This window comes from Klebsiella sp. GG_Kp173, from assembly GCF_040062415.1.
Classification (GTDB): domain Bacteria; phylum Pseudomonadota; class Gammaproteobacteria; order Enterobacterales; family Enterobacteriaceae; genus Klebsiella; species Klebsiella quasipneumoniae.
Genome location: NZ_JBEAFZ010000005.1, coordinates 114,711 through 127,805, shown reverse-complemented (window position 1 = coordinate 127,805; position 13,095 = coordinate 114,711). Strand labels below are relative to the sequence as shown.

At 60.2% G+C, this 13,095-nt stretch carries 11 protein-coding genes; 4 read left to right on the top strand and 7 right to left on the bottom strand.

All coding sequences use genetic code 11. From position 1 onward, the window contains the following. Positions 1-46 precede the first annotated feature (46 nt). From ABLU50_RS05460 to ABLU50_RS05450, 3 genes are all read right to left on the bottom strand, one after another. Positions 47-622, bottom strand: a complete 576-nt coding sequence (locus tag ABLU50_RS05460; RefSeq protein ID WP_057216558.1) for an RpoE-regulated lipoprotein — start codon at positions 620-622, stop codon at positions 47-49. Positions 623-683: 61 nt separating this feature from the next. Beyond that, positions 684-1,133 (bottom strand): DUF2919 domain-containing protein, encoded by a 450-nt coding sequence (locus ABLU50_RS05455; RefSeq protein ID WP_017900453.1) that lies wholly within the window; start codon positions 1,131-1,133, stop codon positions 684-686. Continuing rightward, positions 1,120-1,545 carry a GNAT family acetyltransferase gene (locus ABLU50_RS05450; protein ID WP_002913637.1) on the bottom strand — a complete coding sequence of 142 codons (426 nt, stop codon included), beginning with the start codon at positions 1,543-1,545 and terminating at the stop codon, positions 1,120-1,122. Before ABLU50_RS05450 ends, ABLU50_RS05455 begins: the two co-directional genes overlap by 14 nt. A 211-nt stretch (positions 1,546-1,756) precedes the next feature. Between ABLU50_RS05450 and amiA the strand changes: the two genes are divergently transcribed. After that, on the top strand, positions 1,757-2,629 hold the full coding sequence (amiA, locus tag ABLU50_RS05445; RefSeq protein WP_004201984.1) for an N-acetylmuramoyl-L-alanine amidase AmiA: 873 nt from the start codon (positions 1,757-1,759) through the stop codon (positions 2,627-2,629). Next, positions 2,629-3,528 carry an oxygen-dependent coproporphyrinogen oxidase gene (gene hemF / locus ABLU50_RS05440; RefSeq protein ID WP_057216561.1) on the top strand — a complete coding sequence of 300 codons (900 nt, stop codon included), beginning with the start codon at positions 2,629-2,631 and terminating at the stop codon, positions 3,526-3,528. The genes amiA and hemF overlap by 1 nt, the downstream gene beginning before the upstream one ends. 53 nt (positions 3,529-3,581) lie before the next feature. Here hemF and maeB read toward each other — a convergent pair whose 3' ends face one another. Then, entirely contained in the window at positions 3,582-5,861 is a 2,280-nt protein-coding gene (maeB, locus tag ABLU50_RS05435) for an NADP-dependent oxaloacetate-decarboxylating malate dehydrogenase (protein WP_004201966.1), read from the bottom strand. A gap of 294 nt (positions 5,862-6,155) precedes the next feature. Between maeB and tal the strand changes: the two genes are divergently transcribed. Both tal and tkt read left to right on the top strand, forming a co-directional pair. Then, a complete protein-coding gene (gene tal / locus ABLU50_RS05430; RefSeq protein ID WP_004201965.1) occupies positions 6,156-7,112 on the top strand; it encodes a transaldolase in 957 nt (318 codons plus the stop codon). A gap of 16 nt (positions 7,113-7,128) precedes the next feature. Beyond that, positions 7,129-9,123, top strand: a complete 1,995-nt coding sequence (gene tkt / locus ABLU50_RS05425) for a transketolase (protein WP_087832048.1) — start codon at positions 7,129-7,131, stop codon at positions 9,121-9,123. On the opposite strand, the gene ABLU50_RS05420 is transcribed toward tkt, so the two are convergent. The 3 genes from ABLU50_RS05420 to aegA form a co-directional block, all read right to left on the bottom strand. Further along, positions 9,113-10,159, bottom strand: coding sequence for a DUF1176 domain-containing protein (locus ABLU50_RS05420; protein ID WP_057216567.1), 1,047 nt, complete (start codon positions 10,157-10,159; stop codon positions 9,113-9,115). The genes tkt and ABLU50_RS05420 overlap by 11 nt on opposite strands. Before the next feature lie 63 nt (positions 10,160-10,222). Next, the gene (nudK, locus tag ABLU50_RS05415) at positions 10,223-10,819 is read right to left on the bottom strand and encodes a GDP-mannose pyrophosphatase NudK (RefSeq protein ID WP_002913754.1); all 597 of its coding nucleotides are present in this window, start codon (positions 10,817-10,819) and stop codon (positions 10,223-10,225) included. 58 nt (positions 10,820-10,877) lie between these two features. After that, a complete protein-coding gene (aegA, locus tag ABLU50_RS05410) occupies positions 10,878-12,860 on the bottom strand; it encodes a formate-dependent uric acid utilization protein AegA (protein ID WP_004201961.1) in 1,983 nt (660 codons plus the stop codon). Positions 12,861-13,095: the final 235 nt, after the last annotated feature.

Sequence of the window (13,095 nt, the reverse complement as noted above, 5' to 3'; positions counted from 1 at the left end):
GCCATTGTAACCGTTTTTCAGGGCCGTCGTGTCTCTTCAGATCAATTTAGCGACGCCAGATAATTTTGCTGACCTTCCAGTTTTTCAGCGTATCGTCGGAGGGCATCAGTTCGTCCGGGCCGCTCCAGTGGCCAGTGAAGGCGTAACTGATATGCTGGCTCCCCTCGGCCTGGCACTCGACGACCGCCCCGTTGTCATTGCTGCCTTTCTGGCAGTTGCCGAAGGCTTTGCTGTACAGATCGCTGAACGGTGTGCCGATTTTCACGCCGCTGGCGGTTTTGATTTCGGCATCACGCACCTCAATCCGGCTGATGGCACCGTTGTCACCATTGATGGTCAGCGCCACACTGTTGTCTTTCAGCGCTTCAAAGTAGTGGACGATATTGCCCTGATCGGTCTTCATTCCGCTGCGCAAACGATAGTCGCCCCCCAGGGCATCGCTAATGGCCTGTTCGTTGAGCGGCGTGGACGCCGTCAGTTTACCCACCCCCTGCTCGGTCACCTCGGTGGAAGAACCAAACCAGTTCCACGGATAGGCCGCCGACCAGTTGACCGCGCTCATCGTTGAGCAGCCGGTGAGCGCCAGCGGAAGCGCGCAGAGCATTACACGTAGCGATTTCATTTCACAATCCTTTCTGAGTCATTCAACGCATGTTGGAGTTCACGATCGGTAAAAAGTGCCATTAAAAGCTAGTCTGGCGAAAACAGGCGCCGAGGCGACGGCTGGTTGCCAGCCACCACAGGGCATAGCCATCCGCGACCAGCAGCGCAATGGTCAGCGATGAGGGCGATTCGCCGCTCAGCCATAGCATCGGCTGCCAGAGCAACAGCAGCACTTGCGATAGCACCAGCAGCCAGCGCATCGCCCGCCACAGGCGCGGCAGGCGCTGACGATAGCCGCTAAGCAGAAAGGCCAGCACCGCCGGCACGCCGGGAAGTAAACCGAGCCAGAAGCGGTCGTGATCGGGATAGAACAGATTCAGAATCGCGTCGCCCTGCTGGCGCGACGCGCCGGCCATCAAGAACAGCACCCACGTGCGGGCCTGTAACAACAGTACGCACCAGAAAAGAAAAGGCAGGCGCAGACGGCCATGGGCATCAAAATCGGCGGGGATAAACTCAGTATTCTTCATCTTCAATCAGGCGTTTGCCCAGGGTCAGAACGTCGGCGTACTCATAGCCCAGCCGCTCATACATCCCCTGCACCACGTCGTTGTCCTCGCGGACCATAATATTGATTTTCGGGCAGCCGCGAGCAATCAGCTTTTTCTCCAGACGGTTGAGCAACGCGTTCGCGATACCCCGGCCGCGATATTCCGGATGGACCCCCAGATAGTAGGCCGACCCGCGATGGCCGTCATATCCGCCCATCACCGTACCGACGACTTCGCCGTTCACTTCCGCCACCAGGAACAGGCTGACATCGTGATTCAGCTTGCGCTCAATATCCATCTCCGGATCGTTCCAGGGACGCAGCAGATCGCAACGCTCCCACAGCGTCACAACCTCTTCGAAATCCTGCTGGCGAAAAACGCGAATCTCCATGGTATTCCCCACCATTGACGGTTAAAAACAGTGATTATGGCGCGAATATGACTGATAGCCAATATCAGGCGAAATCAGCGACAAAAAATGGCATAATATGACTTTGTCATGTATTGAAATGAAAAGTAAAACAATTCTTATTTTGAATGGTCGTAACGGCAAACGCGATACGATATAACATTGGACATCACTTGTTTACAATTCAGGCCGAATGAGCACTTTTAAACCCTTAAAAATACTTGCTTCGCGCCGTCAGGTGCTGAAAGCCGGGCTGGCTGCCATGACGCTGAGCGGCGTCACTGCACAGGTCAGCGCAAAAGAGCAGCCACTGAAAACATCAAATGGACACAGCAAACCCGCCGCCAAAAAGGCCGGCGCCCGCCGCATTGTGATGCTCGACCCGGGCCACGGCGGCATCGATACCGGGGCTATCGGCCATAATGGCTCGAAAGAGAAGCATGTGGTACTGGCGATCGCTAAGAACGTGCGCAGCATCTTGCGCAGCAACGGCATTGACGCCCGCTTGACCCGCACCGGCGATACCTTTATCCCGCTGTATGACCGCGTGGAGATTGCCCATCAGCACGGCGCCGATCTGTTTATGTCGATCCACGCCGACGGCTTCACCAACCCGAGCGCCGCCGGCGCCTCGGTGTTCGCCCTGTCAAACCGCGGGGCGAGTAGCGCCATGGCGAAATACCTCTCCGATCGCGAAAACCGCGCCGACGAGGTCGCCGGTAAGAAAGCGACGGATAAAGACCATCTGCTGCAGCAGGTGCTGTTCGATCTGGTGCAGACCGACACCATTAAAAACAGCCTGACGCTGGGCTCGCATATCCTCAAAAAGATCAAGCCGGTGCATAAGCTACACAGCCGCAATACCGAACAGGCGGCGTTCGTGGTGCTGAAGTCGCCGTCCATACCGTCCGTGCTGGTGGAAACCTCGTTCATTACTAACCCGAACGAGGAAAAACTGCTCGGCACCACCGCCTTCCGGCAGAAAATCGCCACCGCGATTGCCAACGGCATTATCAGCTATTTCCACTGGTTCGATAACCAGAAAGCCCATTCGAAGAGACGTTAATGAAACCCGATGTCGCGCAGGTTAAAACTTTTCTGCTCCAGCTGCAGGACAACCTCTGTCAGCAGCTGAGCGCCGTAGATGGCGCGCCGTTTATTGAAGACGCCTGGCAGCGGGAAGGCGGCGGCGGCGGACGCAGCCGGGTGCTGCGCGAGGGCAATGTGTTCGAACAGGCCGGGGTCAACTTCTCCCACGTCCATGGCGACGCCATGCCTGCCTCCGCCACCGCCCACCGCCCGGAGCTGGCCGGACGCAGCTTTGAAGCCATGGGCGTCTCGCTGGTGGTTCATCCGCTGAACCCCTATGTGCCCACCAGCCATGCCAACGTGCGGTTCTTTATTGCCGAGAAGCCCGGCGCCGACCCGGTGTGGTGGTTCGGCGGCGGCTTTGATTTAACCCCCTACTACGGCTTTGAAGAGGATGCCGTCCATTGGCATCGTACCGCCCGCGATCTGTGTCTGCCGTTCGGCGAAGAAGTCTATCCGCGCTATAAAAAATGGTGCGATGAGTACTTCTATCTCAAGCACCGCCAGGAGCAGCGCGGCATCGGCGGTCTGTTCTTTGACGACCTGAACACCCCGGATTTTGACCACTGCTTCGCCTTTATGCAGGCGGTCGGGAACGGCTATGCTGATGCCTATTTACCCATCGTCGAACGCCGGAAAGCCACGCCGTACGGCGAGCGCGAGCGCCATTTTCAGCTCTATCGCCGCGGCCGCTATGTCGAATTCAATCTGGTCTGGGACCGCGGCACCCTGTTCGGTCTGCAGACCGGCGGTAGGACGGAATCGATTCTGATGTCGATGCCGCCGCTGGTACGCTGGGAATATGATTACCAGCCGGAGGCCGGCAGCCCCGAAGCGGCGCTGAGCGAGTTTATTAAAGTGAAAGCTTGGATCTAAACGAAGCCAATTCAGACCAAAAGCCCCGGAGTACCGGGGCTTTTTTATGACGTTTACAGCGGTTCGGTTTGCGCTTCGACAACCGCCAGCGCCACCATATTCACGATGCGACGCACGGAGGCGATCGGCGTCAGAATATGCACCGGCTTCGCGACTCCCATCAGCACCGGCCCGACGGTTACCCCTTCCGAACTGGAGACGCGCAGCAGGTTATAGCTGATCCGGGCGGCTTCCATATTCGGCATCACCAGAATATTGGCCGACCCCTTCAGCGGGCTGTCCGGCATGCGATCGTTGCGGATGCTTTCCACCAGCGCGGCGTCGCCATGCATTTCACCATCGATCATCAGCTCCGGGGCGCGGGCCTTCACCAGCTCCAGGGTTTTACGCATCTTGCTGGCTGACGGGCAGTCGGCAGAGCCAAAGTTGGAGTGCGACAGCAACGCCACCCGCGGCTCAATACCAAAGCGACGCACGCTTTCCGCCGCCATCAGGGTGATCTCTGCCAGCTCTTCCGGCGAGGGATCGTGATTGACATAGGTATCGGCGATAAAGGTGTTACCACTCGGCAGCAGCAGCGCATTCATCGCCCCGGCGGTGCTGACGCCGTCGCGATAGCCGAAAAGCGGCTGCACCACGCGGTAGTGGTCATGATATTCGCCGATAGTCCCGCAGATCATCGCATCCGCTTCGCCACGGTGAACCATGATGGCGCCAATCACTGTGGTGTTGCTAATCACCGCCCGCTGCGCCTGCTCCTGGGTAATGCCGCGGCGCTTCATCAGCTGATAGTACTCGCTCCAGTACTCTTTAAACCGCGGGTCGGATTCATTATTGACGATCTCGAAGTCAACGCCGGCCTTGATCTGCAGGCCCAGCTTCTGGATGCGCATTTCAATCACGCTTGGGCGGCCCACCAGAATCGGTTTAGCCAGCCCCAGCGACACCAGCTCCTGGGTGGCGTGCAGCACCCGGGTCTCCTCCCCTTCCGCCAGCACCACACGCTTCGGCTCTTTGCGCGCCTGAGAGAAGATAGGCTTCATAAACAGGTTGGTCTTATAGACGAACTCGCTCAGCTTCTCGATATAGGCGTCAAAATCAGCGATCGGGCGCGTCGCCACGCCGGAGTCCATCGCCGCCTTCGCCACCGCGGGGGCGATCTTGACGATCAGCCGCGGGTCGAACGGTTTCGGAATGATGTAGTCCGGGCCAAAGCTTAAATCCTGATCGCCGTAGGCGGAGGCCACCACTTCGCTCTGCTCAGCGTGGGCCAGCTCGGCAATGGCATGCACCGCCGCCAGCTTCATCTCTTCGTTGATCGCCGTCGCGCCGACGTCCAGCGCGCCGCGGAAGATGAACGGGAAGCAGAGCACGTTGTTGACCTGGTTAGGATAGTCGGAGCGGCCGGTGCAGATGATGGCATCATCGCGGACCTGCTTCGCCAGCGGCGGCAGAATTTCCGGCTCCGGATTGGCCAGGGCGAGGATCAGCGGCGCGCGCGCCATCTTCTTCACCATCTCCGGGGTCAGCACTTTCGGACCGGAGCAGCCGAGGAAAATGTCCGCGCCGTCGATCACGTCATCGAGGGTGCGTTTGCCGTCGTCTTCCACCGCATAGGCCGCTTTGGTTTCCGCCATGTTCGGCTCACGATCCTTATAGATAACGCCTTTCGAATCGCAGACCACGATGTTGTGCTTTTGCATCCCCAGCGCCACCAGCAGGTTCATGCAGGCAATTGCCGCCGCCCCGGCGCCGGAGACCACCATCCGCACGTCGGACAGATTCTTCTCAACGACGCGCAGGCCGTTGAGGATCGCCGCGGTGCTGATGATCGCCGTGCCGTGCTGATCGTCGTGGAAAACCGGAATATTCATCCGCTCGCGCAGCTGCTGCTCAATGTAGAAACACTCAGGCGCTTTAATATCTTCGAGGTTGATACCGCCGAAGGTTGGCTCGAGGGCGGCGACGACGTTAATGAATTTATCCGGGTCCAGCTCATCGACTTCGATATCAAACACATCGATCCCGGCGAATTTCTTAAACAGGACGCCTTTGCCCTCCATCACCGGCTTGCCGGCCAGCGCGCCGATGTTGCCGAGTCCCAGCACCGCGGTGCCATTGGAGACCACCGCCACCAGGTTGCCGCGGGCGGTATATTTGTAGGCCGCCAGCGGATCTTTTTCAATTTCCAGACAGGGGGCCGCGACGCCCGGCGAGTAGGCCAGCGCCAGATCGCGCTGGGTGGCGAGAGGTTTGGTCGGCGAGACCTGGATTTTTCCGGGAACCGGAAATTCGTGGAAGTCGAGGGCGCTCTGTTTTAACTGCTCATCCATTTTATATTCCTTTCTTTCACGTATCGTTCGTAGGGAAAAAGCGTGATGACCATCCTGTCGTTCACCTTTCAGTGGCAGACAGTATCCCTCCTGGCGGGGCGATAAACTTTGAACACCGCCAAACTCTGGCCATCGCTATGATCTGGTTGTTATCAATTTATAGCGGTTATGTTACCCGGATTCGCCGCCAATAATAGCCCCGTCTGCTATGCTTTTTGGTTATGTACCTCATCAATATTTATACCGCATACCGGCAAGCACTCATGTAACACCTTGTTCCAGGAGGACTTATCTATGAATCAGCTAGACAGTATCAAGCAGTTCACCACCGTGGTCGCCGACAGCGGCGACATCGAATCCATCCGCCACTACCATCCGGAAGATGCCACCACTAACCCCTCCCTGCTGCTGAAGGCCGCCGGCCTGGCGTCCTATAGCGGACTCATTGACGACGCGATCGCCTGGGCGAAAAAGCAAGGAGGCGGCCGTGAAGCGCAGGTGACTCACGCCTGCGATAAGCTGGCGGTCAATTTTGGCGCGGAGATCCTCAAAAGCATTCCTGGCCGGGTCTCCACCGAGGTGGACGCCCGGCTCTCCTTCAACCGAGAGAAGAGCATCGAGAAAGCGCGCCATCTGGTGGCGCTGTATCAGGAGATGGGCATTGATAAGTCACGGATCCTGATCAAGCTGGCCTCCACCTGGGAGGGGATCCGTGCCGCCGAGACGCTGGAAAAAGAGGGGATCCACTGCAACCTGACGCTGCTGTTTTCCTTCGCCCAGGCCCGGGCCTGCGCCGAGGCCGGGGTCTATCTGATCTCCCCTTTCGTCGGACGTATTTATGACTGGTATCAGGCGCGCAAACCGCTGGATCCTTACGTGGTTGAGGAAGATCCAGGGGTGAAATCCGTGCGCAATATCTATGACTACTTCAAACAGCATAAATACAACACCATCGTGATGGGCGCCAGCTTCCGCCGCACCGAACAGATCCTTGCCCTGGTCGGCTGCGACCGGCTGACCATCGCCCCGCCCCTGTTAAAAGAGCTGCAGGCCAGCGACGCCCCGGTGGTGCGCAAACTGATCCCTGCCAGCCAGATCCTGCCGCGCCCGGTGCCGCTCAGCGAGGCGGAGTTCCGCTGGGAACATAATCAGGATCCGATGGCGGTCGAAAAGCTGGCGGAGGGTATCCGCCTGTTCGCCGTCGATCAACGCAAACTGGAAGATCTGCTTGCCGCCAAACTGTCACTTTAGTCTCACGGAGAAAACTATGTCCCGAAGAGAGCTTGCCAACGCCATCCGCGCCCTGAGCATGGACGCGGTGCAGAAAGCCAATTCCGGCCACCCCGGTGCGCCAATGGGGATGGCAGACATTGCCGAAGTGCTGTGGAACGATTTTCTCAAGCACAATCCGCAGAACCCTGGCTGGGTGGACCGCGACCGTTTTATTCTGTCCAACGGCCACGCGTCGATGCTGCTCTACAGTCTGCTGCACCTGTCCGGCTACGATCTGCCGCTGTCAGAGCTGAAGCAGTTCCGCCAGCTGCACTCTAAAACGCCGGGTCACCCGGAGCATGGCTATACCCCCGGGGTGGAGACCACCACCGGCCCGCTGGGCCAGGGGCTGGCGAACGCCGTCGGTATGGCCATCGCCGAACGCACCCTGGCGGCGCAGTTTAACCGCCCCGGTCATGAGATTATCGACCATCACACCTGGGTTTTCATGGGCGATGGTTGTCTGATGGAGGGGATCTCCCATGAGGCCTGTTCGCTGGCAGGCACGCTCGGACTGGGCAAGCTGATCGGTTTTTACGACCACAACGGCATCTCCATCGACGGCAAAACCGACGGCTGGTTTACCGATGATACGGCAGAACGGTTCCGCGCCTACCACTGGCACGTGATCGGCGACATTGACGGCCACGATCCTCAGGCCATCAAACAGGCCATTACGGAAGCGCAGGCGGTGAAAGATAAGCCGTCGCTGATCATCTGTCGGACCATCATCGGCTTCGGTTCGCCCAACAAAGCCGGCTCAGAGGAGTCGCACGGCGCGGCGCTGGGTGAAAAAGAGGTGGCCCTGGCCCGCCAGCAGCTGGGCTGGAAACATCCCCCCTTTGAGATCCCGAAAGAGATCTATCAGGGCTGGGATGCGCGTCCACGCGGCGAAAAAGCCGAGCACGCCTGGAACGAGAAATTCGCCGCCTACCGGCAGCAGTTCCCGGAGCTGGCCGCTGAGCTGACCCGCCGCATGGATGGCGCCCTGCCGGAGGATTTTGCCACGACCGCCCGCGACTACGTGGCGAAGCTGCAGGCCGAGCCGGCGAAGATCGCCAGCCGTAAAGCCTCGCAGAACGCGCTGAACGCGTACGGCCCGCACCTCCCGGAGCTGCTGGGCGGTTCGGCGGATCTGGCGCCGAGTAACCTGACCATCTGGTCTGGCTCGACATCGATTAAAGAGGATGCCGCGGGCAACTATATTCACTACGGCGTGCGCGAATTCGGCATGACCGCGGTGGCCAACGGCATCGCCCTACACGGGGGATTCATCCCCTATACCTCGACCTTCCTGATGTTTGTGGAATACGCCCGCAACGCCGCGCGCATGGCGGCTCTGATGAAGGCCCGGCAGATCATGGTCTATACCCATGACTCCATCGGTCTGGGGGAAGACGGTCCGACCCACCAGGCGGTGGAACAGCTGGCCAGTCTGCGGCTGACGCCCAACTTCAGCACCTGGCGCCCATGCGACCAGGTGGAGACCGCTGTCGCCTGGCAGGCGGCCATCGCGCGTCAGGGCGGACCGACGGCGCTGATCCTGTCGCGACAAAACCTGGCGCAGATGCCGCGCACCCCGCAACAGGTGCAGGATATCGCCCGGGGCGGCTACGTGCTGAAGGATGCCGGAGGCAAACCCGACCTGATCCTCATCGCCACCGGCTCGGAAGTGGAGATCACCGTCCTGGCGGCGGAAAAATTGTTGGCCAACGGGGTGAATGTGCGAGTGGTTTCGCTCCCCTCCACCGATGTGTTTGACGCTCAGGACGAGGCCTGGCGCGAGTCGGTGCTGCCGTCGGACGTCAGCGCCCGGGTGGCGGTCGAGGCCGGGATAGCGGACTACTGGTATAAATATGTCGGCTTAAAAGGCAAGATTGTCGGCATGACCGGCTACGGTGAATCCGCCCCGGCGGAGCAGCTGTTCCCGTTCTTTGGCTTTACGGTCGACCATATCGTCGCCACCGCCGAACAGGTGCTTAACGGGTGATCCACAGCGTGGGCCAGGCGTCTGGCCCCTGCCAGTTGTCGCACGTCGGCTGCTGCGCGTAGCGGGAGAGGCTGAACCGCTGGCCGTCAAAACGCCAGCGGGTCTGGATCCCGCAATCGCCAGACGCGCGCCCCTTGTCCAGGGTCACCAGCTCATGGCGGCGATCATCATAGCTGGCGTTAATTAGCTCTAACTCCCGCGGCGCCTCGCCCGGCGGCTGAAATGGCAGCGTTAGCCGCACCTGGCGGGCGACATACGGGCGCTGGCGGGAGACCAGCCAGGCCAGCCAGACGGTGTTGTACGCCCCGGATTCGCAGCTGGTCATCAGCAGCACTTTGTCATCCGTCAGGGCAGTGACGCGAATTTCGCGGCGGAACGGATCGAGGGAGCAGTTACTGTTGCTCATCCGCTCATTGCCATAGTCCATCAGATCGTTGAGCTCATCACGACCCAGCGGCGACTGCGCCGTATCCGCGCTCGCCACCGCGCGCAGCGCCGGCGCCGGCGGTACGCTGAGCGGCGGCTCCTCCCCTTTGCCAACCCAGGCCGTTTCGCTGCCCACCCGCTTTTGCCGGGCGTCGATAAAAAACAGGGCCGCTTTCAGCCCCTGCAGGGAGATAGTCTGCAGGCCGTTGGCCAACGAGAGGGTTTTTCCCTCCTTTACCCGCTGGAGGAACGCATCGATCGTCACGCTGTCGTCAGTTTTAATGATTTTATCTTCAATGCGCCAGCGCTTGTCGGTCAGGGACAGCGGTTTACCATCCAGCAGCAGGCGCGGCGCTATCGGCGCGAGCGTCGCCACCGGATTGCCGGTACCGCCCAGTTCGATACGCAGGCTGGCATCAGTAGCCGCCCCGGCGCTGCGGCTGAGGGTCATCACCAGACCATAATGCAGCCCCACGTTGCGGGTGACGCAGAAATTTTGGTTATTACAGGTGACCTGCCAGTCGTTGAAGCGCTGCTGCGCCGGTGCCGACCATGCCTGTGAGCAAGGCAGCACCGCCAGAAAGAGGAAAAAAATGTTGCGAAAAAGCATGAACCGCCCGACCCCAGATAAACCCAACCACGGCGCCTATCCTGGACAACGGCAGCCGCTGACTCAATCGGATTTGTCAGAGTTCCCCGACATCAGGCCAGAGGTTTGCAAATACTGCAGCAGAATGACCGCTTTCCCGTCGCGGATCTCCCCGTCAGCGACCATCTGCAGCGCCTGGCTAAAGGGCAGCTCCAGCACCTCGATGGCTTCGTCATCCACCCCGCCGCCGCTGGTCGTTCGCTGCGCGTCGCTGTACTCGGCGATAAAGAAATGCACCACTTCGGTGACGCCCCCTGGCGACATAAACAGCTCAAACAGCTTTCGCACCTCGCCCACTTCATAGCCGGTCTCTTCCACTGCCTCTTTACGAATGCAGGCCTCCGGCTCGTCGTTGTCCAGCAGCCCGGCGCAGGTTTCAATCAGCATGCCGTCATGATTGCCATTGACCCAGGTGGCGACCCGAAACTGACGCACCAGGACCACCGTCTGCTTATGGCGGTTATAGAGCAGCACGGTGGCGCCATTGCCGCGATCGTAGACCTCGCGCTTGTGGCGCACGACGCTGCCGTCCGCCCGCGTCAGCTCATAGGTCATGTTGCGTAGTACGAACCAGTTCTCAGAGAGGATTTTATCTTTAATGACGTGAATATTGAGTGACATACCGACCCCACAGCGTAAAAGGACGCCCTCATACTACGCTGCGGAGCCGGGTTTGTCGTCAGTGAAGCGGCGTCGTTTTCAGCCCCAGATAGTCAAGGATCCCCTGCGCCGCGTGACGGCCTTCCGCCATCGCCGTCACTACAAGGTCTGCGCCGCGCACGGCATCGCCGCCGGCAAAAATCTTCTCCTGGCTGGTCTGATAACGGTAACGGCTCTCCACTCCGGCTTTAATACGCCCCTGGCTGTCCAGTGCCACCCCCGCAGCTTCCAGCCAGGGCATGCGGTGCGGGTGGAAGCCAAAGGCCATGATCACCGCATCTGCCGGCATAACAAACTCGCTGCCGGGGATCGGCGTCGGGCGGCGTCTTCCCCCGGCGTCCGGAGCACCCAGCTCGGTGCGCAAAAAGCGAACCCCGTTCACCCGCCCGTTCTCGTCCAGCTCAAGCGTCACCGGCTGGACGTTAAACTCAAAAAGCGCTCCCTCTTCGCGGGCGTTTTTGACCTCTTTTTTCGAGCCCGGCATGTTGGCTTCATCCCGCCGATAGGCGCAGGTCACCTGGCGGGCGCCATGGCGCAGCGCGGTACGCACGCAGTCCATTGCCGTATCGCCGCCCCCCAGCACCACCACGTTCAGCCCGGCGGTGTTGACATAAGGCTCCTGCGCCGATTCCGCCAGACCCATCACCTGTTTGGTGTTGGCGATAAGAAACGGCAGCGCATCGTAGACCCCGGGGGCCTCTTCATTCGGCAGGCCGGCCTTCATGGAGCGATAGGTTCCGGCGCCGACGAACACCGCGTCATACTCGGCCAGCAGCGTCGCCAGAGGGATATCTTTCCCCACCTCGCAGTTGAGCTCAAAGCGGACGCCCATCTCGCTGAAAATCGCCCGCCGCCGGGTCAGCAGCGACTTATCCAGCTTGAACGCCGGAATGCCGAAGGTCAGCAGACCGCCGATCTCCGGATGACGGTCAAAGACCACCGGCTGCACGCCGTGGCGCACCAGCACATCGGCGCAGGCCAGACCGGCCGGCCCGGCGCCGATAATCGCCACCCGTTTACCGTTCAGCTTAATCTGCGAGAGGTCCGGACGCCAGCCACTGGCCAGCGCCTGGTCGGATATAAATCGCTCAATATTGCCGATGGTGACCGCACCGCTTTCCTCGCGCAGGGTGCAGGCCCCCTCACACAGCCGGTCCTGGGGGCAGACGCGGCCGGTGATCTCCGGCAGACAGTTGGTCTGATGGGACAGGGCGACCGCGGCGGCGATATCCCCTGCCTTCACCAGCTCGACCCACTGCGGAATAGTGTTATGTAGCGGGCAGGTCCATTCACAGATGCTGTGTTCTCCACATTTCAGGCAGCGGGCGGCCTGCTGCCGGGCCTGGGTCGGGCTGAACGGCTGATAGATCTCCTCAAAGTGGTTCTTGCGCACCTCCGCCGGCAGCTTATCCGGCTCTCCGCGCGGCGGCGTCATCGCCATCTGCCTGACCTTCTCGCCGGCGTCGGGCTGTCTGGCGGGGGCCGCGCCGCGCTGCCACGGCTGCGCCTCCTGGCAGGCCGAACGCAGACGCCGCTGCCTGGCCATCGTGGTCAATGTCTCATCGTCGGCGAGGGTCAGCGCCTGCGCCGGACAGTTTTCCACACAGGCCGGTCCCGCCTCGCGGCCCGCGCACAGATCGCATTTCTGCGCGCTGGCTTTCACCTGGCCTGCGGCCTGCGGCGTCACCACCACCTCCATCACCCCGAACGGGCAGGCCACCATGCAGGATTTACAGCCAATGCATTTCTCCTGACAGACCTGAACGCTGTCGCCAGTCTGGGCGATGGCGCCGTTGGGGCAGCTGCGGAGGCAGGGGGCGTCTTCGCAGTGGCGGCAGGTGATGGCGTTACGCTGCCCCTCTGCTTTAATCACGGTGATACGTGGCAAAAAGCGCTGCGGGGTCAGCGCATGTTGCTCCTCGTTATGCGCCATTACGCAGGCCACTTCGCAGGCCTGGCAACCGATACATTTTCGGCTATCGCTCAATATAAAGTGGTTCATGGCTTCCTTTTGTCTTATTGGTGAATAACCCCTTAATGCGCATGCCTATTTATTACCCGACAAGACGAGGCCGGAACAATGTTCATTTGCCCAGGATACCCTTTTTCTGGAAAGAATCCGTTTTGGATCAATTTTTTTGACTTATATGAAATCAGGTTTCACACCGGCAAGAGATAATGCGTTCCCGGGTGCGGCGGGCGAAGCGGTGTGGCCGACCTGGCGGCACGAAAGGTCG

Excerpts from the sequence above, each read along its gene's own strand:
- ABLU50_RS05460 (WP_057216558.1), bottom strand. The coding sequence starts at position 622 with ATGAAATCGCTACGTGTAATGCTCTGCGCGCTTCCGCTGGCGCTCACC.
- ABLU50_RS05455 (WP_017900453.1), bottom strand. The coding sequence starts at position 1,133 with ATGAAGAATACTGAGTTTATCCCCGCCGATTTTGATGCCCATGGCCGT.
- ABLU50_RS05450 (WP_002913637.1), bottom strand. The coding sequence starts at position 1,545 with ATGGAGATTCGCGTTTTTCGCCAGCAGGATTTCGAAGAGGTTGTGACG.
- aegA (WP_004201961.1), bottom strand. The coding sequence starts at position 12,860 with ATGAACCACTTTATATTGAGCGATAGCCGAAAATGTATCGGTTGCCAG.
- amiA (WP_004201984.1), top strand. The coding sequence starts at position 1,757 with ATGAGCACTTTTAAACCCTTAAAAATACTTGCTTCGCGCCGTCAGGTG.
- tal (WP_004201965.1), top strand. The coding sequence starts at position 6,156 with ATGAATCAGCTAGACAGTATCAAGCAGTTCACCACCGTGGTCGCCGAC.
- tkt (WP_087832048.1), top strand. The coding sequence starts at position 7,129 with ATGTCCCGAAGAGAGCTTGCCAACGCCATCCGCGCCCTGAGCATGGAC.
- maeB (WP_004201966.1), bottom strand. The coding sequence starts at position 5,861 with ATGGATGAGCAGTTAAAACAGAGCGCCCTCGACTTCCACGAATTTCCG.
- hemF (WP_057216561.1), top strand. The coding sequence starts at position 2,629 with ATGAAACCCGATGTCGCGCAGGTTAAAACTTTTCTGCTCCAGCTGCAG.
- nudK (WP_002913754.1), bottom strand. The coding sequence starts at position 10,819 with ATGTCACTCAATATTCACGTCATTAAAGATAAAATCCTCTCTGAGAAC.
- ABLU50_RS05420 (WP_057216567.1), bottom strand. The coding sequence starts at position 10,159 with ATGCTTTTTCGCAACATTTTTTTCCTCTTTCTGGCGGTGCTGCCTTGC.